This is a genomic window from Pseudomonas sp. TE3786, assembly GCF_054057335.1.
Window position 1 is genome coordinate 44,918 of sequence record NZ_JBSRZF010000015.1, and the last position, 23,345, is coordinate 68,262.

The window sequence follows — 23,345 nt, forward strand, 5'->3', positions numbered from 1 at the left end:
TACTGGGCTGGCAACAGGTCGGCTAGTTTGAGCTTAGCCGCCTGAGCCTGACAACCCTGGAGTGTCTGGTTTGATTGTCTTCCGCTATCTGTCCCGTGAAGTGATGCTGACCCTGAGTGCGGTAAGTGCCGTGCTGTTGGTGATCATCATGAGCGGTCGTTTTATCAAGTACCTGGCCCAGGCAGCGTCCGGCGCACTCGACCCGAGTGTGCTGTTTCTGATCATGGGCTTTCGGATGCCGGGCTTTCTGGAGCTGATTCTGCCGCTGGGATTGTTCCTCGGCATTCTGCTGGCCTACGGGCGTCTGTACCTGGACAGCGAAATGACCGTGCTGGCCGCCACCGGCATGAGCCAGCAACGTCTGTTGGCTTACACCCTGGCACCGGCCACTCTGGTGGCGCTGCTGGTTGCCTGGCTGAGCCTGGGCCTGGCACCGCAAGGTGTGGCGCAGGTGGCGAAGATTCTCAATGAGCAAGATGCCCTGACCGAGTTCGACACCCTGGTGCCTGGCCGCTTCCAGGCCATGCGCAGCGGCACGCGGGTCACCTACACCCAGGAGATGACGGAAGACCGCAGCCAGCTCGGTGGAATTTTCATCTCGGAAAAACGCCTGTCCAAAGAAGGCGATAAAGAGCGTGGCATCACCGTGTTGGTGGCCGACAAGGGTCGCCAGGAAGTCCAGGCGGATGGCAGCCGCTACCTGATTCTGGAAAACGGCTACCGCTATGACGGTAACCCCGGTGCCGCCGATTACCGCGCGATCAAGTACGACACCTACGGCGTGCTCTTGGTAAAACCGGAAGTCAGCAGCGATATCAGCGAGCGTGAAGCCCTGCCTAGCCGCGAGCTGATCGGCAGCGACGAGCCGCGCAAACAGGCCGAGCTGCAATGGCGCCTGTCGATTCCGTTGCTGGTATTTGTAGTCACCTTGCTGGCGGTGCCACTGTCGCGGGTCAACCCGCGCCAGGGTCGTTTCCTCAAGTTGCTGCCGGCGATTCTTCTTTATATGGCTTATCTGTCGTTGCTGATCGCTGCGCGTGGCGCGCTGGACAAAGGCAAGATCCCCATGGGCATCGGCTTGTGGTGGGTACACGGATTATTTTTGCTGATCGGCCTGGCCCTGCAGTTCTGGGAGCCGTTGCGCCTGAAGCTGGCGGGTCGCCGCATGGCGCGGGAGTTGGCCCATGGTTAAGTTGGATCGTTACATCGGCACCAGTGTGTTCTTCGCCATTCTGTCGGTGTTGGGCATCATCGTTGGCCTGGCGTTGCTGTTCGCCTTTATCGACGAGTTGGGCGACGTACAGGGCAGCTATGGCCTGGATGACGCCGCCTGGTATGTGCTCCTCACTACGCCGCGGCGGGTCTATGAAATGCTGCCGATGGCGGCGCTGATTGGTTGCCTGATCGGTCTGGGCAGCCTGGCCAGCAGCAGCGAGCTGACCATCATGCGCGCAGCCGGGGTATCGGTTGGGCGGATCGTCTGGGCGGTGATGAAACCGATGCTGGTACTGATGCTGGCCGGCATTCTGATTGGCGAGTATGTCGCGCCCTGGAGCGAGAATATCGGCCAGGCCGCGCGCTCCATGGCGCAAGGCGGCGGCGACGCGCAAAGCTCCAAGCGCGGCCTGTGGCACCGTCAGGGCGATGAGTTTGTGCACATCAACGCCGTGCAACCCAACGGCGTGCTGTACGGCGTAACCCGCTACAAGTTCGACGACCAGCGTCACCTGCAATCGTCCAGCTTTGCCAAGAAAGCCCAGTACCAGGGCGATCACTGGCAACTGGAAGATGTCGCGACCACGCTGTTCCACGAGCGCAACACCGAGGTGGTGCAAACCCCGAGCGAGCGCTGGGACGTGCAACTGACGCCGCAACTGCTCGGCACCGTGGTGCTTGAGCCGGAAGCGTTGTCCGTGAGCGGGTTATGGCGCTATATCCACTACCTGGCGGATCAGGGCCTGGCCAATGGCAAGTACTGGCTGGCGTTCTGGACCAAGGTGCTGCAGCCGGTGGTTACCGCTGCGCTGGTGCTGATGGCCATCTCCTTTATCTTCGGCCCGCTGCGTTCGGTGACCCTGGGCCAGCGTGTGTTTACCGGCGTGCTGGTGGGCTTTGTGTTCCGCATTGCCCAGGACCTGCTGGGGCCGTCGAGCCTGGTGTTTGGTTTCCCGCCGTTGTTGGCGGTGCTGATCCCGAGCTTGATCTGCGGTGTCGCCGGGTTCTGGATGTTGCGGCGCGCGGGGTAATTCCGAGCTGCATAAAAAAGCCCGCAGATGTGCGGGCTTTTTGGTTTCTGTGGTTGGACTGTTGGGCTTCGCTGCGCTCAACCCAATCTACGTCTTCTTTTTCTTCGGAATATGCACCAAACGGCTGTCCGAATAGATGTCCTGCCAGTTGCGCTTCTGCTTGTCCCAGAGCATCCAGAAAAAGCCCAGGCCCAGGCACAGCCATGAGGCAATCGACAGCATAAAGCGCAGCAACGCCTGCCACAGGCTGATGGCGCTGCCATCGGCATTCTGTACCCGCACGCCCCATACCTGCATGCCCAGGGTCTGGCCCGAGTGGGTCCAGAACTTGGCGAAGAAGGCGAAAATGGCGAACAGCACAACGGTGGAGAGCACCGGATCAACATCCAAGGCTTTGTTGTTGGCCAACTCCAACAGACGGTCGCTGCCGAAGATCAGGCGTAAAACGACTTGCTGGTACAGCAGGCCGGTGACTATTGCGATGGCCACGCACAGCAGGAAGTCATAGAACATCGCGGCGAGGCGGCGGAGCAGGCCGGCAGCGGGGAAATCGCCTTGGGGCTGGAGAAGACGTTTGGACATGCGGAGCTCGCGGTGGGTGAAAAGCGCGAGGCACTTTACTGCAAAAGACTGGCATTGATAAAACTTGCGCGCTTTTACCGCAGCGTAAGCCCGAACTGGAAACAAAAAAGGCGCCCCGAAGGACGCCTTTTTTGTTCAGGCCAAGCTTAGTTCACAACTTGAACTTGATCAGCTTGCAGGCCTTTTTGACCTTGTACCGAAACGAAGCTGACTTTCTGGCCTTCTTTCAGGCTCTTGAAGCCGTCGCCTTCGATAGCGCGGAAGTGTACGAACAGATCCGGACCGCTTTCTGGAGTGATAAAACCAAAACCTTTCTCGTCGTTAAACCACTTGACGGTACCGTTCTGACGATTCGACATATCTTATTTCCTTGGAGCTTTAGTTAATGACAGCCTCGAGACGAGGGCTGGACTGGTTGCGGAATATTGAGTGCGTTTAGGCGCGATCCCGGCAACACAGTGGGCGGAACGATAGTTAACTTCGGGGTGAAAAACAACCCCCGGAAATAGCCCTTAGAGCGCCTGATTACGGCCGTTTCAGGGCTTTTTGGCATAGCGCTAAAACCATCCGGAATAGCCGCCTCCGATGCGCCGAAATAAAGCGGCAAAGCCTCCATGCGGTAATTGACGAGCGGAAATTTCCGAGAATACAATTAGCTTGCTAACTAATTAAATTCTCGTGTTCCCCGATGACCCTCGAAGCGCTCCAGCTCAATATCAGCAGCGGCATGGTGACGGCGTCCCGCCATTGGCGGCGCATTTGCCAGGCGACGCTGGTCAATTACGGCATTTCCGAAGCCTGCGCCGTGCCGTTGCTGATGATCGTGCGCCTCGGTGATGGCGTGCGGCAGGTGGCAGTGGCCCAGGCTGCCGGGTTGGAAAGCCCGTCGCTGGTGCGCCTGCTCGATCAACTGTGCCGCGCCGGTTTCGTCTGCCGCAGTGAAGACCCGGACGACCGCCGCGCCAAGGCCCTGAGCCTGACGCTGCGTGGCCGCGAGCTGGCTGAATCGATTGAAAACGAGCTGGTGCGTTTGCGCCGCGAGGTGCTGCAAAACATTCCCCCGGCAGACCTCGAAGCCGCCTTGCGCGTGGTGCGTGCCTTTGAAGAAGCCGGGCGCAGCAGTGCCGTCGAGCCCGGCGGCGGTGAGCTGCAATGAGCGGTTTTTTTACCGGCGTACCGCCAGCACGCGACTGGTTTTATGGCGTGCGCACCTTTGCCGCGTCGATGCTGGCGCTGTATATCGCCATGATCATGCAGATGCCGCGGCCTTATTGGGCGATGGCCACTGTCTATATCGTCTCCAGCCCCTTTGTCGGTCCCACCAGTTCCAAAGCGCTATATCGGGCAGTGGGCACCCTGGTGGGTGCCGCTGCTGCCGTGCTGTTTGTGCCGATGTTTGTGCAATCGCCTGCGCTGCTGGTCGTGGTGGTGGCGTTGTGGACGGGCACCTTACTATTCCTGTCCCTGAACCTGCGCACGGCCAACAGCTACGCGTTGATGCTGTCGGGCTACACCTTGCCGCTTATTGCTCTGCCGGTGGTGGATAACCCCGGCGCAGTGTTCGATATCGCCTCGTCGCGGACCCAGGAGATCTTTCTCGGCATCATCTGCGCAGCGGTGGTTGGCGCGGTGTTCTGGCCGCGTCGTCTGGCACCGGTGGTGATGGATGCCGCTACGGCCTGGTTCGCCGATGCCACTCGCTATAGCCAGCACTTTCTCAGTCGTGGTGCGGTGCCGTCCGAGGTCGGCAACCTGCGTGCGGCGATGGTCGCCAGCTTCAACACCCTGGAACTGATGATTGGCCAGCTTCCCCATGAGGGTGCCCGGCCGCAGACCGTGCGCAATGCCAAGGAGCTGCGTGGGCGGATGATTCATCTGTTGCCGGTAATCGACGGGCTGGATGATGCCCTGCTCGCCATCGAACGCCGCTCGCCCGATCTGGTCGCCATCCTTGCGCCGTTGTTGGCGCAGAGTCAGCAATGGCTGCTGAGCACCGCCGAGGATGCCGCACCCCAGCGCTGGCAGGCGCTGCGCGACCAGCTCGAAGTCCTGCAACCCACAGCCGAAGCGCTGGACGAACGCCGTCAGTTGCTGCTCTCAAACGCCCTGTATCGCCTGGGCGAGTGGATCGATCTGTGGCAAGACTGCCGCAGTCTGCAACACGCGATTCTGCTCGACGATCAGACGCCGTGGCGCGCCGTGTACCGCCATTGGCGCCTGGGTCGGCTGACGCCGTTTTTCGACCGTGGGCTGATGCTCTATTCGGTGTTTTCCACCATCAGCGCGATCATTGTCGCCTCGCTGTTGTGGATCGGCCTGGGCTGGACCGATGGCGGCAGCGCGGTGATTCTCGCCGCCGTGGCCTGCAGCTTCTTCGCCGCCATGGACGACCCGGCACCGCAGATCTACCGCTTCTTCTTCTGGACCGCGATGTCGGCGCTGTTTGCCAGCCTCTACCTGTTTCTGATCCTGCCCAACTTGCACGACTTCCCGATGCTGGTGCTGGCCTTCGCCGTGCCGTTTATCTGCATCGGCACGCTGACGGTGCAGCCGCGGTTCTACCTCGGCATGCTGCTGACGCTGGTCAACACCTCGTCCTTTATCAGTATCCAGGGCACCTACGACGCCAACTTCATGACCTTTATCAACAGCAACCTGGCCGGTCCGGTGGGCTTGCTGTTCGCTTTTGTCTGGACCCTGGTGATGCGCCCTTTTGGTGTGGAAGTGGCGGCCAAGCGCCTGACCCGATTCAGCTGGCGCGATATCGTCGCCCTGACCGAGCCAGCCACTCTGGCCGAGCACCGGCGCATGGGCGTACGCATGCTCGACCGACTGATGCAGCACCTGCCGCGCCTGACCCAGACCGGGCAGGACAGCGGTGCCGCGCTGCGTGATTTGCGCGTTGCGTTATGCCTGTTGGACGTATTGGCCTATCTGCCGCGGTTGCCGGCCGGTGCGCAAACCCAGCTGCAGAACGTGGTCGCCGAAGTCGGCGAGTACTTCCGCGCCTGCCTGAAAGCTGGCGAGCGTCTGCCGGCACCCAAGGGCTTGCTGATGACCATGGATCGTGCGCGGCGGGCGATCAATTATTCCGTGTGCGCCGAGGCCGAACAGGCCCGGCTGCACAGCCTGTTGGCCCTCAGTGGTCTGCGCTTGGCGTTGTTGCCGGGGGTGGAAGTGCTGGTGGAGGCGGGCGATACGCAAGAACAACTGCCCTACGGCCTCGATGGAGCTGCTCTGTGATCGGTGATCTGGATATCAGCGGGGTGTTCCTGCCCACGCTGCTGGTGATGATGGCGTTCACCTATCTGTTGTACCTGCTGGTGCACGGTCTGTTGAACCGCGCCCACTTCTACCGCCTGGTCTGGCACCGGGCCCTGTTTAACGTTGGTCTCTACGCCGTACTGCTCGGTGCGGTGGATGCTATTTGCCGAAGCCTGATGCTATGAAAAAACCTATGTTGACCCTGGGCCGCGTGGTCCTGACGTTGTTGATGGTGACCCTGGCAACCGTCGTGGTCTGGCGCATGGTGATGTATTACATGTTCGCGCCCTGGACCCGCGACGGCCATATCCGCGCCGATATCATCCAGATCGCCCCGGATGTTTCCGGGCTGATCGAGAAGGTCGAGGTGCGCGACAACCAGCCGGTCAAACGCGGTGACGTGCTGTTTACCATCGATCAGGACCGTTTCACCTTGGCCCTGCGCCAGGCTGAAGCCAGCGCCGCCGAGCAGAAAGAAGCCTTGGCCCAGGCGCAACGTGAAGCCAAACGTAACCGTGGTCTGGGCAATCTGGTCGCCCGTGAGCAACTGGAAGAAAGCCAGTCCCGGGAAAGCCGTGCGCAATCGGCGGTCGCCGCTGCCCAGGTGGCCGTGGATGCCGCCAAGCTCAACCTGGAGCGTTCGGTGATTCGCAGCCCGGTGGACGGTTACCTCAACGACCGCGCCCCGCGCGCCCATGAGTTCGTCACCGCCGGGCGGCCGGTGTTGTCGGTGGTCGACGGTGAGTCCTTCCATATCGATGGCTATTTCGAAGAGACCAAGCTGCAACATATTCAGATCGGCCAGGCGGTGGATATCCGCGTACTCGGCGACAACACCCGCCTGCGTGGCCATGTACAGAGCATCGTCGCCGCCGTGGAAGACCGTGACCGCAGCAGTGGCAGCAATATGCTGCCGAGCGTCAATCCAGCGTTCAGCTGGGTGCAGTTGGCTCAGCGGATTCCGGTGCGTATCGCCTTTGACGACGTGCCGGCAGACTTCCGCATGATTGCCGGGCGTACCGCGACCGTGTCGATCATCGACGGCAACGACAAGAAGGCGGAGGCCGCGCAATGAACGGCCATGCCGCGCGGGGCTTGTTGATGGCTGCTGGCTTCAGTCTGGTGTTGTCGGCGTGTCAGGCGGTTGGCCCGGATTATCAGCTGCCTAAAGACGCCGCCTTGCAGCGCCCGGACCTGCAAGGGCAACTGGCGACAGGTAACAGTGATGTGGTGTCGGCACCGGTGCCGACTGACTGGTGGAAGCTTTATCAGGACCCGCGCCTGGATCAACTGGTGCAGCAGGCCATGGCCTCCAACACCGATCTGCGCGTAGCGGCGGCCAACCTGGCCCGCGCCCGTACGCAGGTGGAAGAGGCGCAAGCCGAAGGTGGTTTCAGTGGCAATGCCAAGTTTGGTGCCGAGCGTTTACAGGAGTCTGGCGAAGCCTTTCTGCTCACCGAAAAAGTGCCGGTAGCCAATATCGGCAGCGGCTCGATCAGCACCTCCTACCAGTTCGATCTGTGGGGCACCTTGCAGCGCGGTATCGAATCGGCCCAGGCCAATGCCGATGCCGCTCAGGCCGCTGCGGACACCGCGCGTATCACCCTGGTGGCCGAGGTGGTCCGGGCCTACACCCAGGTCTGCGCCGCCAACGAAGAGCGCGAAATCGCGCAGAAATCTCTGGATCTGCAAGAGGAAGGCGTAACCCTGGTGCAGCGCCTGCGCGATGCCGGACGCGGTGATGAAACCCAGGTCACGCGCACGCAAACCCAATTCAAGTCGCTGCGGGCGGAAATGCCGCGCTACGACGCCGCACAACAGGCGGGCCTGTTCACCTTGTCGATGCTGCTGGCCAAGCCGGTGAGCCAGTTGCCAGCTGGTGTCAGTGATTGCGCCGAACTGCCGCATATCGCCCAGCTGTTGCCGGTGGGCGATGGTGCCGAGCTGCTCAAACGTCGGCCGGATATCCGTCAGGCTGAACGCACGCTGGCGGCGGCCACCGCGAAAATCGGCGTGGCGACCGGACAGCTGTACCCGAATATCAGCATCGGTGCGACCGTGGGTTCGGTGGGCATTCTCGACCACTTGGGCGAACCGGCTACCAACCGTTGGGGGTTTGGTCCGCTGATCAGCTGGACTATTCCCACCAATGGCGCGCGGGCACGGATTCGTGAAACCGAAGCTGGCACCCAGGCGGCGTTGGCGCATTTTGATGGCGTGGTACTAAACGCTGTACGGGAAACCCAGACCGGTCTGGTGCAATACAGCGCCTTGCTCGACCGCCGCGACGCCCTGGCTGATGCCGAGCATTCAGCGCAACAGGCGGCCAACCAGACGCATCAATTCTTCCAGGCAGGGCGTGCGTCGTTCCTGGCGGATTTGCAGGCGACCAAGACCTACACCGATATGCGTGCACAGTTGGCGGCGGCCAACACCCAGGTGGCGATGGCGCAGATCAATCTGTTCTTGGCGTTGGGTGGAGGGTGGTAGGACGCCAAGCCCTAAAGGCAAGAGCTTCGCGGCTGAAGCCGTGCCTACGGATTGCACGACCTAGTAGGAGCGGCCGGTCCGGCGCTCCGGTTAGCCGCGATGCTTTGGACAAATCGCAGGCATAAAAAAAGGCCCTATAAATAGGACCTTCTTCGTATGTGTGGTGCCCCGGGGGAGACTCGAACTCCCACTCCTTGCGAAAACGGATTTTGAATCCGCCGCGTCTACCAATTCCGCCACCAGGGCACATAGGGCGCGCAGTATAGGGAGAGCTTTTGGGTTGGTCAACGGGGTTGCGTGGTCAAATTTACCTATTTCCGTTAAACTTCGCGCCCCTGAAAAATGACCTCCCATCATGCGTGTTGCCGATTTCAATTTCGAGCTGCCGGACGCCCTGATCGCGCGCCATCCCCTGGCGCAACGCCAAGGTAGCCGCCTGCTCAGCCTCGACGGCCCAACCGGTGCCCTGGCCCATCGCCAGTTCGCCGATCTCTTGGAATACCTGCGCCCCGGCGACCTGATGGTGTTCAACAACACCCGCGTGATTCCCGCGCGGCTGTTTGGCCAAAAGGCCTCCGGCGGCAAGCTGGAAGTGCTGGTGGAGCGGGTGCTGGATAACCGCCGCGTGCTCGCCCATGTGCGTTCGAGCAAGTCGCCTAAACCCGGTTCGACCATTCTGCTTGATGGCGGTGCCGAAGCCACGATGCTGGCGCGTCACGATGCGTTGTTCGAGCTGGGCTTCAATGAAGACGTGTTGCCGCTGCTGGAGCGCGTTGGCCATATGCCGTTGCCTCCTTATATAGACCGGCCCGACGACAGCGCCGACCGCGAGCGTTATCAAACTGTGTACGCCGAGCGTGCCGGTGCGGTGGCGGCACCCACGGCGGGGCTGCATTTTGATCAGCCGCTGCTGGAGGCCATCCGCGGCATGGGCGTGGAAACCGCCTTCGTCACCCTGCATGTCGGTGCCGGTACGTTTCAGCCGGTGCGGGTGGAGAAGATCGAAGACCACCATATGCACAATGAGTGGTTGGAAGTGACGCAGGACGTGGTCGATGCCGTGGCTGCTTGCCGTGCACGCGGCGGTCGGGTGATCGCCGTCGGCACCACCAGCGTGCGTTCGCTGGAAAGCGCGGCGCGCGATGGCCAGTTGAAGCCCTTCAGCGGCGACACCGATATCTTTATTTACCCAGGCCGGCCGTTCCATGTGGTCGATGCGCTGGTGACCAATTTCCATCTGCCCGAATCGACCTTGCTGATGTTGGTTTCGGCCTTTGCCGGTTATCCGCAAACCATGGCGGCCTACGCCACGGCGATTGCCGAGGGTTACCGGTTCTTCAGTTACGGTGATGCCATGTTCATTACCCGCAATCCCGCCGCGCGCGGACCCGAGGAGCAAGCATGAGCCGCACCTGCCGCATGACCTTCGAACTGCTGGCCACCGACGGCAAAGCCCGCCGTGGCCGCCTGACCTTCCCCCGTGGCGTGGTGGAAACCCCGGCGTTCATGCCAGTGGGCACCTATGGCACGGTCAAGGGCATGCTGCCCCGTGACATCGAAGCGATCGGCGCGCAGATGATCCTCGGCAACACCTTCCATCTGTGGCTGCGCCCGGGCATGGACGTGATCAAGGCCCACGGTGGGCTGCACGATTTCATGCAGTGGAAAGGCCCGATCCTCACCGATTCCGGCGGCTTCCAGGTGTTCAGCCTGGGCGCGATGCGCAAGATCAAGGAGGAGGGCGTGACCTTCGCCTCGCCGGTCAACGGCAGCAAGGTATTCATGGGGCCGGAAGAGTCGATGCAAGTGCAGCGCGACCTCGGTTCCGACATCGTGATGATTTTTGACGAGTGCACGCCGTACCCGGCGGACCTCGATGTGGCGCGCACCTCCATGGAGCTGTCGCTGCGTTGGGCCAAGCGCTCGAAGGTCGCCCATGGCGACAACACCGCGGCGCTGTTCGGCATCGTGCAGGGCGGTATGCACCAGGAACTGCGCATGCGCTCGCTGGAAGGCCTGAGCGAAATCGGTTTCGACGGTTTGGCCATTGGCGGTTTGTCGGTGGGTGAGCCCAAGGAAGAGATGATCCGCGTGCTCGACTACCTGCCGGGGCAGATGCCGGCGGACAAACCGCGTTACCTGATGGGGGTTGGCAAGCCGGAAGACCTGGTCGAAGGTGTGCGCCGTGGTGTGGATATGTTCGACTGCGTGATGCCTACGCGTAACGCCCGCAACGGTCATCTGTTCGTCGATACCGGGGTTCTGAAGATCCGCAATTCGGCTCATAAGCAAGACAACAGCACGCTGGATCCGACCTGCGATTGCTACACCTGTCAGAACTTCTCCCGGGCCTATCTGCACCACTTGGACAAGTGCGACGAAATGCTCGGTAGCATGTTGAATACCATCCACAATTTGCGTCATTACCAGCGCCTTATGGCTGGTTTGCGCGAGGCTATTCAACAGGGTACATTGGCCGCCTTCGTCGATTCCTTCTATGCCCGGCGCGGGCTCACGACACCGCCGCTGGACTGATTGACCACCTTATAAAGAATCTCTAACAGGAGTTTTACATGGGCTTTTTCATTTCCGACGCTCTCGCTGACGGCGCAGCGCCAGCCGCTGCTGCCGGCCCTATGGGCGGCGACAGCATGTCGATCATCTTCCTGGTCGGCTTTATGGTCATCTTCTACCTGATGATCTGGCGTCCACAGGCCAAGCGCGCGAAAGAGCAGAAGAACCTCTTGAGCAACCTGGCCAAGGGCGACGAAGTGGTGACCTCCGGTGGCATCGCCGGCAAGATCACCAAAGTGACCGACGACTTCGTGGTCATCGAAGTATCCGACACTGTCGAACTGAAAATTCAGAAAGGTGCCATTGGTGCCACGCTGCCCAAGGGCACTCTGAAAGCCATCTAACTTCACCATTTTTACCATTCGACGGGGCGCTAAAGGCGCCCCGCGTCATAAGCGGGCGGCGTCATGCTGAACAAATACCCTCTGTGGAAATACCTGCTGATCGCTGCGGTTCTGGTGATCGGCTTCATTTACTCTGCGCCGAACTTGTACCCGGACGATCCGGCTGTACAGATCAGCGGTGCCAGCACGGCGTTGCAGGTCAGTCAGGCTGATCTGGATCGTGCGAGCAAGGCACTGACCGACGCAGGTATCGAGGTCAAAGCGGCCACTCTGGCTGCGCAGGGGAAAGGCGGTCTGATCCGTCTGCTGAAAAAAGAACAGCAACTGCCGGCCAAGGACGTTGTGCGCAAGGCCATGGGCGACGACTACGTGGTCGCCCTGAACCTGGCGCAAACCACCCCGAACTGGCTGCGTAGTCTGGGCGCCAGCCCGATGAAGCTGGGTCTGGACTTGTCCGGTGGTGTGCACTTCCTGCTGGAAGTGGACATGGAAAAAGCCCTGGATGCCCGTCGCAAAGTCTACGAAGGCGATGTGAAGAGCCTGCTGCGCAAAGAGCGCGTGAAGTATCGCAGCCTGCCTGATCAGGATGGCGCCATTCAGTTGGGGTTCAGTGATGAAGATTCGCTGAGCAAAGCCCAGGCGCTGATCCGCAAGGACTTCACCGATTTCCAGGTGACTGCTGTCGAGCGTAACGGCATGCAAGTGCTGCGTCTGGCGATGACCGCGGCCAAGCTGGCCGAGATCCGCGAGTACTCGATCAAGCAGAACTTGACCACTGTACGTAACCGCGTCAACGAACTGGGTGTGGCTGAGCCGCTGGTTCAGCGTCAGGGTGCCAACCGCATCGTGGTTGAACTGCCAGGCGTGCAGGACACTGCTGAAGCCAAACGTATTCTCGGCAAAACCGCCAACCTGGAATTCCGTCTGGCCGCAGGCCCGGATGCCACCAAGGCTACTACCGAATCGTTCGAGTTCCGCGAGCCGGGCCGTCGCCCCGTGCCGCTGGAGCGCGGTTTGATCATCACCGGTGACCAGGTGACTGACGCCAAGGCCAGCTTCGACGAAAACGGTCGTCCGCAAGTGAACATCACCCTTGATGGTCATGGCGGCGAGCTGATGAGCCGTGCCACGCGCAGCAACGTCGGCCGCAGCATGGCGGTGATCTTCATCGAGCAGAAGCCGACCACCACCTACACCAAGCAAGTGGTCAACGGCGTCGAAAAAGACGTCGCGCTGCAGACCTTCAAAGAAGAGAAGAAGATCATCAGCCTGGCGACCATCCAGTCGCCGCTGGGTAGCTCGTTCCGTATCACCGGTCTGGAAGGCAAGGGCGAGTCGTCAGAACTGGCTCTGCTGCTGCGTGCCGGTGGTCTGGCGGCGCCGATGTACTTCGCCGAAGAACGCACCATTGGCCCGAGCCTGGGTGCGGACAACATCACCAAAGGTATCGATGCGTCGCTGTGGGGCATGCTGCTGGTGTCGCTGTTTATCATGGCCATCTACCGCTTCTTCGGCGTGCTTGCGACTGTGGCATTGGCCTTCAACATGGTCATGCTGCTGGCGCTGATGTCGCTGCTGGGCGCAACCCTGACCCTGCCGGGTATTGCCGGTATCGTCTTGACCATGGGTATGGCGGTGGACGCCAACGTGCTGATCTTCTCGCGGATACGTGAGGAAATAGCCAATGGCATGTCGGTGCAGCGCGCCATTCACGAAGGTTTCGACCGTGCTTACGCGGCGATTCTCGATGCCAACCTGACTACCTTGCTGGTCGGCGGCATCCTGTTCGCCATGGGCACCGGGCCGATCAAAGGCTTCGCCGTGACCATGTCGCTGGGTATCGTCACTTCGATGTTCACCGCCATCATGGTTACCCGCGGCATGGTTAACCTGATTTTCGGTGGTCGTGACTTCAAGAAGTTGTGGATCTAAGGGGCCGCTATGAAACGTACGATTAAGTTTATGGCCGTGCGCAACATCGCGTTCGGCTTCACCTTGCTGCTCACCGCCATTGCGCTGTTCAGCATGTTCCACAAAGGCCTCAACTACGGCCTGGACTTCACCGGCGGTACGCTGATCGAGCTGACCTATGAGCGCGACGCGAACCTCTTGCAGGTGCGGGAAGAGCTGCAGAAAGCCGGTTTCGCCGATGCTGTAGTGCAGAGCTTTGGTGCCACCAACGAATTGCTGGTGCGCATGCCTGGCGACGATCCGCAACTGGGCAGTCGCGTAGCTGACGCGCTGCGTAAAGTGGATGCCGATAACCCGGCCACCGTGAAACGTGTTGAGTTTGTCGGCCCACAGGTGGGTGAAGAGCTGCGCGACCAGGGTGGTCTGGGCATGCTGCTGGCTCTGGGCGGCATCATGCTGTACCTGGCGTTCCGCTTTCAGTGGAAGTTTGCAGTGGGTGCCATCGTTTCCCTGATTCACGACGTGATCGTGGCCGTCGGGGTTATTTCCTACTTCCAGATCACCTTCGACCTGACGGTGCTTGCGGCGGTGCTGGCGATCATCGGTTACTCGCTGAACGACACCATCGTGGTCTTCGACCGTGTGCGGGAAAACTTCCGCGTACTGCGTAAAGCCACGCTGATCGAGAACATCGACATCTCCACTACCCAGACCCTGCTGCGTACCATGGCCACGTCGATTTCGACCTTGCTGGCAATTGCCGCACTGCTGTTCTGGGGTGGTGACAACCTGCACGGCTTCTCCATCACCCTGTTTATCGGTGTATTGGCGGGTACCTATTCGTCGATCTATATCGCCAACGTGGTGCTGATCTGGCTCAACCTGAATGTTGAAGACCTTATCCCCCCGGCGACTACCGAGACGGTGGACGAGCGTCCGTAAGCTTCGTTGCAATACTGTGACCGCGGTCGCCTTTGGCGCACCGCGGTTTTTTATGGGCGTTTGTTTTTGAACTGACCGTAGGAAAAGGACTCCAAGGCTAGGAGAAAGGCGCTACGGCGCTTCTGTGGCAACCAGGAGGTTTCAAGTGAACAAGTCGATGCTAGTTGGTGCGGTGCTGGGTGCGGTAGGTGTTACCGCCGGAGGTGCTGTTGCAACTTACAGCTTGGTGGGTGGCGGTCCAGAATACGCGCAGGTATTGGCGGTAGAGCCGATCAACGAAACCATCAAGACTCCGCGGCAGGTTTGCAAAGATGTCACCGTGACCCGGCAGAAGCCGGTCAAAGATCAACATCAAATCGTCGGTAGCGTGCTGGGTGCCGTGGCCGGTGGCCTGCTCGGCAACCAGGTGGGCGGCGGTAACGGCAAGAAGATCGCCACCGTGGCCGGTGCAGTTGGCGGTGGTTACGCCGGCAACAAGGTGCAGGAAAATATGCAGGAAAACGACACCTACACCACCACCGAAACCAAGTGCAACACGGTCACCGACACCAGCGACAAGCTGGTCGGCTACAACGTGAAGTACCAATTGAAAGACAAGGTTGGCCAGGTGCGGATGGACCGTGATCCCGGCAGCAAGATTCCGGTGGATGAGAAGACTGGTCAGTTGATCCTCGGTCAGAACCAGCCGGCTCAATAACCCGGCCATAAAAAAGCGCCCCTTGGGGCGCTTTTTTATTCCTGAAAAACTTAGCGTTTTTGCTGAGCCGACAGGTGCGGTTGGATCGCGGTGAGCACCGCCTTGAAGCATTTGGTGTTGCCGGCAACCACGTGACCTTTTTCCAGGAATTCGTGACCGCCGGTGAAGTCGCTGACCAGGCCGCCTGCTTCTTGAATCAGCAGTACGCCCGCAGCCATGTCCCACTCCGACAAACCCGCTTCCCAGAACGCATCGAAACGGCCGGCAGCGACGTAAGCCAGATCCAGGCTGGCAGCGCCAGCGCGGCGGATACCTGCGGTCTGGCCAACCAGGCTGCGGAACATGCCCAGGTAGTTATCCAGGCCGTCCATCTGGTCGTCACGGAACGGGAAGCCGGTGCCGAGCAGGGCACCTTCCAGGCTGGTGCGGCCGCTAACACGCAGGCGACGGCCATTCAGTTGGGCACCACGGCCACGGCTGGCGGTGAATTCTTCCTGGCGAACCGGGTCGAGAACGACGGCGTGTTCGAGGCGGCCGCGGTATTTGCAGGCGATGCTCACGGCGAAGTGCGGAATGCCGCGCAGGAAGTTGGTGGTGCCGTCCAGTGGGTCGATGATCCACAGATAGTCTTCGCCGTCACCGCTGCCTGGGTGCAGGCCGGTTTCTTCGCCGAGGATGGCGTGGGTTGGGTAGGCTTTGCGCAGCGCGGTGATAATGCTGGTTTCAGCGGCGCGGTCGACTTCGGACACGTAGTCCTTGGCGTCTTTCTCATCGACCTTGATGGTGTCCAGGCGCTCGATGGAGCGGAAGATCAGTTCACTGGCGCTGCGGGCGGCGCGCAGCGCGATATTCAGCATTGGCTGCATGGAGGGTCACCTGGGTCGTTAAAGAAAGCCGGGCAGTCTATCAGAAAACCTTAGATGAAGAAGAGCCGCCTGTACTTCACATGGTGTTTGCTGGGGTGCTTCTGTAAGATTTGCCTCCCTTTATCGTCTGTGTGAGCGCCTGCGTTGCTGGAAAATATCCGCGTGGTTTTGGTCAATACCAGTCATCCCGGCAATATCGGTGGTGCCGCGCGGGCGATGAAAAACATGGGGCTGTCGCGCCTGGTGTTGGTCGATCCGCAGGATTTCCCCAGTCATGAAGCCAGCGCGCGTGCCTCTGGTGCCGATGGCATTCTCGAATCCGCTCAGGTGGTCGCCACCCTTGAAGAGGCCCTGGTCGGTTGCACTCTGGTGCTCGGCACCAGTGCCCGTGATCGTCGCATGCCCTGGCCGATGCTCGATCCGCGCGAGTGTGGCGTGCAGGCAGTAGAGCGGGCGGCGGAGGGCGGCGAGGTGGCGCTGGTATTTGGTCGCGAATACGCAGGTCTTACCAATGACGAGCTGCAACGCTGTCATTACCACGTCCATATCCCATCCGATCCGGACTTCAGCTCGCTGAATCTCGCTGCCGCCGTCCAGGTGCTTGCCTACGAAGTGCGCATGGGCTGGCTGGCGAGCCAAGGGCAGAGCAAGCGCGCGGACAAGGTCGAAGTGGCATCGCCGCGTAGCGAGCAGCTGTCGACCATGGATGAGCTGGAACTGTTCTACGGGCACTTGGAAAGCACCCTGGTGCAAATCGGTTTTCTCGATCCGGAAAACCCCCGGCATTTGATGTCGCGCCTGCGCCGGCTGTTCGCCCGCAGCGCGGTAAGTCAGTCGGAAATGAATATTCTGCGTGGCATTTTGACCGAAACTCAAAAGGCCGCTCGCGGAGAGCCCCACAAGCGGAGAAGTGAAGATGTTTGAGCGCGTAAGAGAAGACATTCAAAGCGTATTCCATCGTGACCCAGCGGCGCGTAACGCTTTTGAAGTCCTGACGTGCTACCCGGGGCTGCATGCCATCTGGCTGCATCGGCTGTCCGGCTGGTTGTGGTTGGCGGGCTGGAAATGGCTGGCGCGCATGGTATCGAACTTCGGCCGCTGGTTGACTGGCATCGAAATTCACCCGGGTGCCAAGATCGGCAAGCGCTTCTTTATCGACCATGGCATGGGCATCGTCATTGGTGAAACCGCCGAGATCGGTGACGACGTCACCCTTTACCAGGGCGTGACCCTCGGCGGCACCAGTTGGAACAAGGGCAAGCGCCATCCGACGCTGGAAAGCGGCGTAGTGGTGGGGGCGGGTGCCAAGGTGCTCGGTCCGTTCACCGTTGGTGCTAATGCCAAGGTCGGTTCCAACGCCGTAGTCACCAAGGCGGTGCCGGCAGGTGCCACGGTGGTGGGGATTCCAGGGCGGATCATCGTCAAGTCGGACGATGAAGTAGAGGCCAAGCGTCAGGCTATCGCTGAGAAGCTCGGCTTCGATGCCTACGGGGTCAGTCAGGACATGCCTGACCCCGTGGCCAAGGCCATCGGCCAGTTGCTTGACCATCTCCATGCGGTGGACGGTCGTCTGGAAGGCATGTGCTCGGCCCTCAGTGCGCTGGGGAGTGACTACTGCGCCAAAGAGCTGCCAGCCCTGCGTGATGAAGACTTTACCGACGTGTGCAAAGGTCTGGACGACAAGCCGGCCGCCTGATGCACCCTGAAGTGCGTTTTTTGCTATGATTCGCGCCCTTCATTCTGCGCAATCCCGAGTATTTATGTAGGTCTTATAGTTGACCTAAATACTCGGGAATAGCATACTTGCAGCATATTCAGTGATCTTGCGGTACAAGCCATGCGACTGACTACCAAGGGCCGTTACGCCGTGACCGCCATGCTTGATCTGGCGCTTCACGCCCAACACGGTCCGGTATCCCTGGCGGATATTTCCGAGCGTCAGGGTATTTCCCTGTCCTATCTCGAGCAGCTGTTCGCCAAACTGCGTCGCGGCAATCTGGTTTCCAGCGTGCGCGGTCCGGGTGGTGGATATCAGTTGTCGCGTGATATGCGCGGCATCCAGGTCGTCCAAGTGATCGACGCCGTCAATGAGTCGGTGGATGCCACTCGCTGCCAAGGGCTGAGCGGTTGCCATGACGGCGACACTTGTCTGACCCATCACCTGTGGTCCGACCTCAGTCAGCAGATTCACGAATTTCTTAGCGGTATCAGTCTGGCCGACCTGGTCATGCGCCATGAGGTGCAGGACATCGCCAGACGCCAGGACCAGCGTCACTGCTCAAGCAGAACGCCACGCATGGATAAAATTGAAGCGTCCGCCATCGATTGAGTAGGGCGCCAGGCTGATTGGCCTACACCTGATTAGGAGACATCAATGAAATTGCCGATTTATCTCGATTACTCCGCCACCACGCCGATTGACCCGCGTGTTGCGCAGAAAATGAGTGAATGCCTGCTGGTCGACGGTAACTTCGGTAACCCGGCCTCGCGTTCCCACGTATTCGGCTGGAAAGCCGAAGAAGCGGTGGAAAACGGTCGCCGTCAGGTGGCTGAGCTGGTTAATGCCGATCCACGTGAAATCGTCTGGACTTCCGGTGCCACCGAGTCCGACAACCTGGCGATCAAGGGTGTTGCACACTTCTATTCGACCAAGGGCAAACACATCATTACCTCGAAGATCGAGCACAAAGCCGTGCTGGATACCACGCGCCAACTTGAGCGCGAAGGCTTCGAAGTCACCTATCTCGACCCGCAAGAAGATGGCCTGATCACTCCGGCCATGATCGAAGCGGCGCTGCGTGACGACACCATTCTGGTTTCGATCATGCACGTGAACAACGAAATCGGCGTTATCAACGACATCGCTGCAATCGGCGAGCTGACCCGCTCGCGTGGCGTGTTGTTGCATGTCGATGCGGCGCAGTCCACCGGCAAGGTCGAGATCGACCTGAGCAAGCTGAAAGTCGATCTGATGTCGTTCTCGGCGCACAAAACCTACGGTCCTAAAGGCATTGGCGCGCTGTACGTCAGCCGTAAGCCACGTGTACGTCTGGAAGCCCAGACCCACGGCGGTGGCCATGAGCGCGGTATGCGTTCGGGCACCCTGGCGACTCACCAGATCGTTGGCATGGGCGAAGCGTTCCGCATTGCCAAAGAAGAAATGGCCCAGGAAAACCAGCGCATTGCAGCCCTGAGCGAGCGTTTCTTCAAGCAGGTTGATGGTCTCGAAGAACTGTACGTAAACGGCAGCATTACTGCCCGCGTACCGCACAACCTGAACCTCAGCTTCAACTATGTGGAAGGCGAGTCGCTGATCATGGCGCTCAAGGATCTGGCTGTTTCGTCCGGCTCGGCCTGCACCTCGGCATCGCTTGAGCCTTCGTATGTACTGCGCGCCCTGGGCCGCAACGACGAACTGGCACACAGTTCCATCCGCTTCACCTTCGGCCGTTTCACCACCGAAGAAGAAGTCGATTACGCCGCGGCGAAAGTCCGCGAAGCGGTTACCAAGCTGCGCGAACTGTCGCCGCTTTGGGACATGTTTAAAGAAGGCGTCGACATTTCCAAGGTGGAATGGGCGGCACACTAATTAGCTGCCACCAGAGCGGCACCTGCTCCTGATGAGAGAGAACTGAATCATGGCTTACAGCGAAAAGGTCATCGACCACTACGAGAACCCGCGCAACGTCGGCAAGATGGACGCGGAAGACCCTGACGTCGGCACCGGCATGGTCGGCGCACCGGCGTGCGGCGACGTGATGCGTCTGCAGATCAAGGTTAACGATCAGGGCGTGATTGAAGACGCCAAGTTCAAAACCTATGGCTGCGGTTCGGCAATCGCTTCCAGCTCCCTCGCTACCGAGTGGATGAAGGGCAAGACCCTGGACGAAGCGGAAACCATCAAGAACACCCAGCTGGCCGAAGAACTGGCCTTGCCGCCGGTGAAAATCCACTGCTCGGTACTCGCTGAAGACGCCATCAAGGCGGCCGTTCGCGACTACAAGCAGAAGAAAGGCCTGCTTTAACTAGCAGTCGTTTGCGACCAAGGAGTTCTCATGGCTATCAGCATGACCGAAGCGGCGGCCCAACACGTTCGCCGCTCCCTCGACGGGCGTGGCAAAGGTGACGGCATTCGTCTGGGTGTTCGCACCACCGGTTGCTCGGGCCTGGCCTATGTCCTGGAGTTCGTCGACGAAGCACAGAGCGAAGATCAGGTGTTCGAGAGTCATGGCGTGAAAGTGATCATCGACCCGAAAAGCCTGGTGTACCTCGACGGCACTGAGCTGGACTTCGTCAAGGAAGGCCTGAACGAAGGCTTCAAGTTCAATAACCCTAACGTGCGCGGTGAATGTGGCTGCGGCGAGAGCTTCAACATCTGAGGCTGGCTGTGGGTACCCCTTGTCACTTTGCGTTATTTGAGCTGCAACCCAGTTTTCGCCTGGACCTCGACCAATTGGCTGCGCGTTATCGCGAGCTGGCGCGGACCGTGCACCCTGACCGTTTTGCCGACGCCTCCGAGCGCGAACAGCGTCTGGCGCTGGAGCATTCCGCTAGCCTCAACGAGGCCTACCAGACGTTGAAAAGCGCACCCAAACGGGCGCGTTATCTGCTCGGGTTGCGTGGCCATGAGTTGCCGCTCGAAGTTACGGTGCAGGATCCCGAGTTCCTCATGCAGCAAATGCAGTGGCGCGAGGAGCTGGAAGACCTGCAGGACAGCGCCGATCTGGCCGGTGTCGCCACCTTCAAGCGACGCCTGAAGGTTGCTCAGGACGAGCTCAATGACAGTTTCGCAGCCTGTTGGGATGTGACTGCACGCCATGAAGAGGCCGAGCGCCTGGTTCGTCGCATGCAGTTCCTCGACAAGCTCAGCTACGAAGTGCGCCAGCTGGAAGAGCGCCTCGACGATTAACTTCCGCGCCGCTCACGCGGCGCGCCTGATGCGCAGACAAGCATGGCATTACTGCAGATCGCTGAACCCGGGCAAAGCCCGCAACCGCACCAACGCCGCCTGGCCGTTGGTATCGACCTGGGCACCACCAACTCGCTGGTAGCCGCGCTGCGCAGTGGCATTTCGGCGCCGCTGGCCGATGCCGAGGGTGCAGTTATCCTGCCGTCGGCGGTGCGCTACCACAGTGATCGCGTCGAGGTCGGTCAGTCGGCAAAAGCGGCGGCCGCCAGCGATCCGTTCAACACCGTGCTGTCGGTCAAGCGCCTGATGGGCCGTGGCCTGGCTGACGTCAAGCAGCTGGGCGAGCAGCTGCCTTACCGCTTTGTCGGTGGCGAATCGCATATGCCCTTTATCGACACGGTGCAGGGTCCGAAAAGCCCGGTGGAAGTGTCGGCCGATATCCTTAAAGTGCTGCGTGTGCGCGCCGAAGCGGCCCTGGGTGGCGAATTGGTAGGCGCGGTGATCACCGTTCCGGCCTATTTCGACGACTCCCAGCGCCAGGCCACCAAAGACGCTGCGCGTTTGGCTGGTCTCAACGTGCTGCGCCTGCTCAATGAGCCCACGGCTGCAGCGGTGGCCTACGGTCTTGACCAGAAAGCCGAAGGCGTCGTTGCCATTTATGACCTGGGCGGCGGCACCTTCGATATCTCGATTCTGCGCCTGACTGGCGGTGTGTTCGAAGTGCTGGCCACCGGCGGTGATAGCGCTCTCGGCGGTGATGATTTCGATCACGCGATTGCCGGCTGGATCGTTGAGCAAGCCGGTATCTCCGCTGATATCGCCCCGGGCGAGCAGCGCAGTCTGTTGCAGGCCGCCTGCGCGGCGAAAGAAGCGCTGACCAACGCTGATGCCGTAGCTGTCAGCTACGGCGAGTGGCGCGGTGAACTGACCCGCGCCCACTTCGATAGCCTGATCGAGCCGATGCTGCAACGCAGCCTCAAGTCGTGCCGCCGCGCGGTGCGCGACGCCGGCATCGAGATCGAAGAAGTGGAAGCCGTGGTGATGGTCGGCGGTTCGACCCGTGTGCCGCGTGTACGCGCCGCTGTGGGTGAGCTGTTTGCCCGTCAGCCGCTGACCGATATCGATCCGGATCAAGTGGTGGCCATCGGTGCCGCGATCCAGGCCGACACACTGGCTGGCAACAAGCGCGACGGCGAAGAGCTGTTGCTGCTCGACGTGATTCCGCTGTCCCTGGGGCTGGAAACCATGGGCGGCCTGATGGAGAAGGTTATTCCGCGCAACACCACGATTCCCGTGGCCCGCGCGCAGGACTTCACCACCTACAAAGATGGCCAGACGGCCATGATGATTCATGTGCTGCAGGGCGAGCGCGAGCTGATCAGCGACTGCCGCTCCCTGGCGCGCTTCGAATTGCGCGGTATTCCGGCGATGGTGGCGGGCGCGGCGAAAATTCGCGTGACCTTCCAGGTGGATGCCGATGGCCTGCTCAGCGTTGCCGCACGTGAACTGGCCTCCGGCGTGGAAGCCAGCATCCAGGTAAAGCCGTCCTACGGCCTGACCGACGGCGAAATCGCCCGCATGCTTCAGGACTCGTTCCAGAACGCCGGTGGTGACAAGGTTGCCCGTGTGTTGCGTGAGCAGCAGGTGGATGCCGAGCGCCTGATCGAGGCGGTGCAGGCGGCCTTGCTGGCGGATGGCGAGCGTTTGCTCGACGCCGAAGAGCGCCTGGTGATCGACCTGCAGGTGCAGGAGCTGACCGAATTGATGAAAGGTACTGATGGTTACGCCATCGAGCAGCAGACCAAGCGTCTGTCGCAAGTGACCGATGCGTTTGCCGCCCGCCGCCTGGACTCGACGGTGAAAGCCGCGCTGGCGGGGCGCAATCTGAATGAAATCGAGGATATCTGATGCCGCAGGTCATTTTTCTGCCCCACCCGAAGTTCTGTCCGGAGGGCATGGTTGTAGAGGCTGAGCCTGGTACGTCGATTCTCGATCTGGCTCACGAGCACCATATCGAGATGGAAAGTGCCTGTGGCGGCGTTTGCGCCTGCACGACATGCCATTGCATCGTGCGTGAAGGGTTCGAATCGCTGGAAGAGGCGGACGAACTGGAAGAAGACTTCCTCGATCGCGCCTGGGGCCTGGAAGCGCAGTCGCGCCTGGCGTGTCAGGCGATTGTCGGCACCGAAGATATCACCGTCGAAATCCCCAAATACTCGCTCAACCACGCCGCCGAAGCGCCGCACTGATTCAAGGAACTGACATGAGTCTGAAGTGGACTGATGTACTGGAAATTGCCATTCAACTGGCCGATAGCAAGCCAGACGTGGATCCGCGCTACGTCAACTTCGTCGACCTGCAGCGCTGGGTGATCGCCCTGCCAGAGTTCGACGACGATCCGCAACGTGGTGGTGAGAAGGTGTTGGAGGCTATTCAATCGGCCTGGATCGAAGAAGTCGACTGAATTCGTCGCATTCGGCCGCACCACGGCTGGGCGCGAGCCCTACGCATTTACCCGGA

26 protein-coding genes and 1 tRNA gene are annotated in these 23,345 nt (G+C 60.5%); 23 read left to right on the forward strand and 4 right to left on the reverse strand.

Annotation, left to right across the window (positions count from 1 at the left end; translation table 11 throughout):
* Positions 1–70: 70 nt before the first annotated feature.
* Both lptF and lptG read left to right on the forward strand, forming a co-directional pair.
* Positions 71–1,192, forward strand: coding sequence for an LPS export ABC transporter permease LptF (gene lptF / locus ACVW0Y_RS16605; protein ID WP_457439628.1), 1,122 nt, complete (start codon positions 71–73; stop codon positions 1,190–1,192).
* Positions 1,185–2,246: an LPS export ABC transporter permease LptG gene (gene lptG, locus ACVW0Y_RS16610; protein WP_457439630.1), complete on the forward strand. Its 1,062-nt coding sequence runs from the start codon at positions 1,185–1,187 to the stop codon at positions 2,244–2,246. The genes lptF and lptG overlap by 8 nt, the downstream gene beginning before the upstream one ends.
* 87 nt (positions 2,247–2,333) lie before the next feature.
* Here lptG and ACVW0Y_RS16615 read toward each other — a convergent pair whose 3' ends face one another.
* Together ACVW0Y_RS16615 and ACVW0Y_RS16620 are read right to left on the reverse strand one after the other, a co-directional pair.
* On the reverse strand, positions 2,334–2,828 hold the full coding sequence (locus ACVW0Y_RS16615; RefSeq protein WP_457439632.1) for an RDD family protein: 495 nt from the start codon (positions 2,826–2,828) through the stop codon (positions 2,334–2,336).
* A 146-nt stretch (positions 2,829–2,974) separates the two neighbouring features.
* The gene (locus ACVW0Y_RS16620) at positions 2,975–3,187 is read right to left on the reverse strand and encodes a cold shock domain-containing protein (RefSeq protein WP_110616492.1); all 213 of its coding nucleotides are present in this window, start codon (positions 3,185–3,187) and stop codon (positions 2,975–2,977) included.
* Between the two features lie 329 nt (positions 3,188–3,516).
* Here ACVW0Y_RS16620 and ACVW0Y_RS16625 point away from each other — a divergent pair, with 329 nt between their 5' ends.
* From ACVW0Y_RS16625 to ACVW0Y_RS16645, 5 genes are read left to right on the forward strand one after another with little or no spacing between them, the layout of a single operon-like run.
* Entirely contained in the window at positions 3,517–3,984 is a 468-nt protein-coding gene (locus ACVW0Y_RS16625; RefSeq protein WP_457439634.1) for a MarR family winged helix-turn-helix transcriptional regulator, read from the forward strand.
* Entirely contained in the window at positions 3,981–6,071 is a 2,091-nt protein-coding gene (locus ACVW0Y_RS16630) for an FUSC family protein (RefSeq protein ID WP_457439636.1), read from the forward strand. Before ACVW0Y_RS16625 ends, ACVW0Y_RS16630 begins: the two co-directional genes overlap by 4 nt.
* Positions 6,068–6,277, forward strand: coding sequence for a DUF1656 domain-containing protein (locus ACVW0Y_RS16635; RefSeq protein ID WP_457439638.1), 210 nt, complete (start codon positions 6,068–6,070; stop codon positions 6,275–6,277). The genes ACVW0Y_RS16630 and ACVW0Y_RS16635 overlap by 4 nt, the downstream gene beginning before the upstream one ends.
* Entirely contained in the window at positions 6,274–7,167 is an 894-nt protein-coding gene (locus ACVW0Y_RS16640) for an efflux RND transporter periplasmic adaptor subunit (RefSeq protein WP_457439640.1), read from the forward strand. Before ACVW0Y_RS16635 ends, ACVW0Y_RS16640 begins: the two co-directional genes overlap by 4 nt.
* Positions 7,164–8,582 carry an efflux transporter outer membrane subunit gene (locus ACVW0Y_RS16645; protein ID WP_457439642.1) on the forward strand — a complete coding sequence of 473 codons (1,419 nt, stop codon included), beginning with the start codon at positions 7,164–7,166 and terminating at the stop codon, positions 8,580–8,582. Before ACVW0Y_RS16640 ends, ACVW0Y_RS16645 begins: the two co-directional genes overlap by 4 nt.
* A gap of 161 nt (positions 8,583–8,743) precedes the next feature.
* Here the strand turns inward: ACVW0Y_RS16645 and ACVW0Y_RS16650 are convergent.
* Positions 8,744–8,828, reverse strand: a tRNA-Leu gene (locus tag ACVW0Y_RS16650).
* Between the two features lie 109 nt (positions 8,829–8,937).
* Here ACVW0Y_RS16650 and queA point away from each other — a divergent pair.
* From queA to ACVW0Y_RS16680, 6 genes are all read left to right on the forward strand, one after another.
* Positions 8,938–9,987: a tRNA preQ1(34) S-adenosylmethionine ribosyltransferase-isomerase QueA gene (gene queA / locus ACVW0Y_RS16655; RefSeq protein WP_457439644.1), complete on the forward strand. Its 1,050-nt coding sequence runs from the start codon at positions 8,938–8,940 to the stop codon at positions 9,985–9,987.
* A 14-nt stretch (positions 9,988–10,001) separates the two neighbouring features.
* The gene (gene tgt / locus ACVW0Y_RS16660; protein WP_457439782.1) at positions 10,002–11,117 is read left to right on the forward strand and encodes a tRNA guanosine(34) transglycosylase Tgt; all 1,116 of its coding nucleotides are present in this window, start codon (positions 10,002–10,004) and stop codon (positions 11,115–11,117) included.
* A gap of 38 nt (positions 11,118–11,155) precedes the next feature.
* Positions 11,156–11,500 (forward strand): preprotein translocase subunit YajC, encoded by a 345-nt coding sequence (gene yajC / locus ACVW0Y_RS16665; RefSeq protein ID WP_108095981.1) that lies wholly within the window; start codon positions 11,156–11,158, stop codon positions 11,498–11,500.
* A 63-nt stretch (positions 11,501–11,563) separates the two neighbouring features.
* Positions 11,564–13,432: a protein translocase subunit SecD gene (gene secD, locus ACVW0Y_RS16670; protein ID WP_457439646.1), complete on the forward strand. Its 1,869-nt coding sequence runs from the start codon at positions 11,564–11,566 to the stop codon at positions 13,430–13,432.
* A 9-nt stretch (positions 13,433–13,441) separates the two neighbouring features.
* Positions 13,442–14,353: a protein translocase subunit SecF gene (secF, locus tag ACVW0Y_RS16675; RefSeq protein WP_457439648.1), complete on the forward strand. Its 912-nt coding sequence runs from the start codon at positions 13,442–13,444 to the stop codon at positions 14,351–14,353.
* A gap of 145 nt (positions 14,354–14,498) precedes the next feature.
* Positions 14,499–15,050, forward strand: coding sequence for a glycine zipper 2TM domain-containing protein (locus ACVW0Y_RS16680; protein WP_457439650.1), 552 nt, complete (start codon positions 14,499–14,501; stop codon positions 15,048–15,050).
* Between the two features lie 50 nt (positions 15,051–15,100).
* Here ACVW0Y_RS16680 and suhB read toward each other — a convergent pair whose 3' ends face one another.
* Positions 15,101–15,916, reverse strand: coding sequence for a type III secretion system regulator SuhB (gene suhB / locus ACVW0Y_RS16685; protein WP_108095977.1), 816 nt, complete (start codon positions 15,914–15,916; stop codon positions 15,101–15,103).
* Between the two features lie 144 nt (positions 15,917–16,060).
* On the opposite strand from suhB, the gene trmJ reads away from it, so the two are divergent.
* The 10 genes from trmJ (at position 16,061) to iscX (ending at position 23,289) form a co-directional block, all read left to right on the forward strand.
* Positions 16,061–16,840: a tRNA (cytosine(32)/uridine(32)-2'-O)-methyltransferase TrmJ gene (trmJ, locus tag ACVW0Y_RS16690; RefSeq protein WP_457439652.1), complete on the forward strand. Its 780-nt coding sequence runs from the start codon at positions 16,061–16,063 to the stop codon at positions 16,838–16,840.
* Positions 16,833–17,612 carry a serine O-acetyltransferase gene (cysE, locus tag ACVW0Y_RS16695; RefSeq protein WP_457439654.1) on the forward strand — a complete coding sequence of 260 codons (780 nt, stop codon included), beginning with the start codon at positions 16,833–16,835 and terminating at the stop codon, positions 17,610–17,612. Before trmJ ends, cysE begins: the two co-directional genes overlap by 8 nt.
* Before the next feature lie 141 nt (positions 17,613–17,753).
* Positions 17,754–18,245: a Fe-S cluster assembly transcriptional regulator IscR gene (iscR, locus tag ACVW0Y_RS16700; protein WP_457439656.1), complete on the forward strand. Its 492-nt coding sequence runs from the start codon at positions 17,754–17,756 to the stop codon at positions 18,243–18,245.
* Positions 18,246–18,290: 45 nt separating this feature from the next.
* Entirely contained in the window at positions 18,291–19,505 is a 1,215-nt protein-coding gene (locus ACVW0Y_RS16705) for an IscS subfamily cysteine desulfurase (RefSeq protein ID WP_457439657.1), read from the forward strand.
* 49 nt (positions 19,506–19,554) lie between these two features.
* Positions 19,555–19,941, forward strand: coding sequence for a Fe-S cluster assembly scaffold IscU (gene iscU / locus ACVW0Y_RS16710; RefSeq protein WP_108095972.1), 387 nt, complete (start codon positions 19,555–19,557; stop codon positions 19,939–19,941).
* 30 nt (positions 19,942–19,971) lie between these two features.
* A complete protein-coding gene (gene iscA, locus ACVW0Y_RS16715; protein WP_110616475.1) occupies positions 19,972–20,295 on the forward strand; it encodes an iron-sulfur cluster assembly protein IscA in 324 nt (107 codons plus the stop codon).
* 8 nt (positions 20,296–20,303) lie between these two features.
* On the forward strand, positions 20,304–20,825 hold the full coding sequence (hscB, locus tag ACVW0Y_RS16720) for a co-chaperone HscB (RefSeq protein ID WP_457439660.1): 522 nt from the start codon (positions 20,304–20,306) through the stop codon (positions 20,823–20,825).
* Positions 20,826–20,867: 42 nt separating this feature from the next.
* Positions 20,868–22,733 carry a Fe-S protein assembly chaperone HscA gene (gene hscA, locus ACVW0Y_RS16725; RefSeq protein WP_457439662.1) on the forward strand — a complete coding sequence of 622 codons (1,866 nt, stop codon included), beginning with the start codon at positions 20,868–20,870 and terminating at the stop codon, positions 22,731–22,733.
* Positions 22,733–23,074 (forward strand): ISC system 2Fe-2S type ferredoxin, encoded by a 342-nt coding sequence (fdx, locus tag ACVW0Y_RS16730; RefSeq protein ID WP_457439664.1) that lies wholly within the window; start codon positions 22,733–22,735, stop codon positions 23,072–23,074. The genes hscA and fdx overlap by 1 nt, the downstream gene beginning before the upstream one ends.
* Positions 23,075–23,088: 14 nt before the next feature.
* A complete protein-coding gene (gene iscX, locus ACVW0Y_RS16735) occupies positions 23,089–23,289 on the forward strand; it encodes a Fe-S cluster assembly protein IscX (protein ID WP_457439666.1) in 201 nt (66 codons plus the stop codon).
* The last annotated feature ends 56 nt before the right edge of the window (positions 23,290–23,345 follow it).

Bases quoted from the DNA above. Each gene is read 5' to 3' on its own strand.
- lptG (WP_457439630.1), top strand. From the start codon at position 1,185: ATGGTTAAGTTGGATCGTTACATCGGCACCAGTGTGTTCTTCGCCATT.
- ACVW0Y_RS16615 (WP_457439632.1), bottom strand. From the start codon at position 2,828: ATGTCCAAACGTCTTCTCCAGCCCCAAGGCGATTTCCCCGCTGCCGGC.
- ACVW0Y_RS16620 (WP_110616492.1), bottom strand. From the start codon at position 3,187: ATGTCGAATCGTCAGAACGGTACCGTCAAGTGGTTTAACGACGAGAAA.
- ACVW0Y_RS16625 (WP_457439634.1), top strand. From the start codon at position 3,517: ATGACCCTCGAAGCGCTCCAGCTCAATATCAGCAGCGGCATGGTGACG.
- ACVW0Y_RS16630 (WP_457439636.1), top strand. From the start codon at position 3,981: ATGAGCGGTTTTTTTACCGGCGTACCGCCAGCACGCGACTGGTTTTAT.
- ACVW0Y_RS16640 (WP_457439640.1), top strand. From the start codon at position 6,274: ATGAAAAAACCTATGTTGACCCTGGGCCGCGTGGTCCTGACGTTGTTG.
- ACVW0Y_RS16645 (WP_457439642.1), top strand. From the start codon at position 7,164: ATGAACGGCCATGCCGCGCGGGGCTTGTTGATGGCTGCTGGCTTCAGT.
- queA (WP_457439644.1), top strand. From the start codon at position 8,938: ATGCGTGTTGCCGATTTCAATTTCGAGCTGCCGGACGCCCTGATCGCG.
- tgt (WP_457439782.1), top strand. From the start codon at position 10,002: ATGACCTTCGAACTGCTGGCCACCGACGGCAAAGCCCGCCGTGGCCGC.
- yajC (WP_108095981.1), top strand. From the start codon at position 11,156: ATGGGCTTTTTCATTTCCGACGCTCTCGCTGACGGCGCAGCGCCAGCC.
- secD (WP_457439646.1), top strand. From the start codon at position 11,564: ATGCTGAACAAATACCCTCTGTGGAAATACCTGCTGATCGCTGCGGTT.
- secF (WP_457439648.1), top strand. From the start codon at position 13,442: ATGAAACGTACGATTAAGTTTATGGCCGTGCGCAACATCGCGTTCGGC.
- suhB (WP_108095977.1), bottom strand. From the start codon at position 15,916: ATGCAGCCAATGCTGAATATCGCGCTGCGCGCCGCCCGCAGCGCCAGT.
- cysE (WP_457439654.1), top strand. From the start codon at position 16,833: ATGTTTGAGCGCGTAAGAGAAGACATTCAAAGCGTATTCCATCGTGAC.
- iscR (WP_457439656.1), top strand. From the start codon at position 17,754: ATGCGACTGACTACCAAGGGCCGTTACGCCGTGACCGCCATGCTTGAT.
- ACVW0Y_RS16705 (WP_457439657.1), top strand. From the start codon at position 18,291: ATGAAATTGCCGATTTATCTCGATTACTCCGCCACCACGCCGATTGAC.
- iscU (WP_108095972.1), top strand. From the start codon at position 19,555: ATGGCTTACAGCGAAAAGGTCATCGACCACTACGAGAACCCGCGCAAC.
- iscA (WP_110616475.1), top strand. From the start codon at position 19,972: ATGGCTATCAGCATGACCGAAGCGGCGGCCCAACACGTTCGCCGCTCC.
- hscA (WP_457439662.1), top strand. From the start codon at position 20,868: ATGGCATTACTGCAGATCGCTGAACCCGGGCAAAGCCCGCAACCGCAC.
- fdx (WP_457439664.1), top strand. From the start codon at position 22,733: ATGCCGCAGGTCATTTTTCTGCCCCACCCGAAGTTCTGTCCGGAGGGC.
- iscX (WP_457439666.1), top strand. From the start codon at position 23,089: ATGAGTCTGAAGTGGACTGATGTACTGGAAATTGCCATTCAACTGGCC.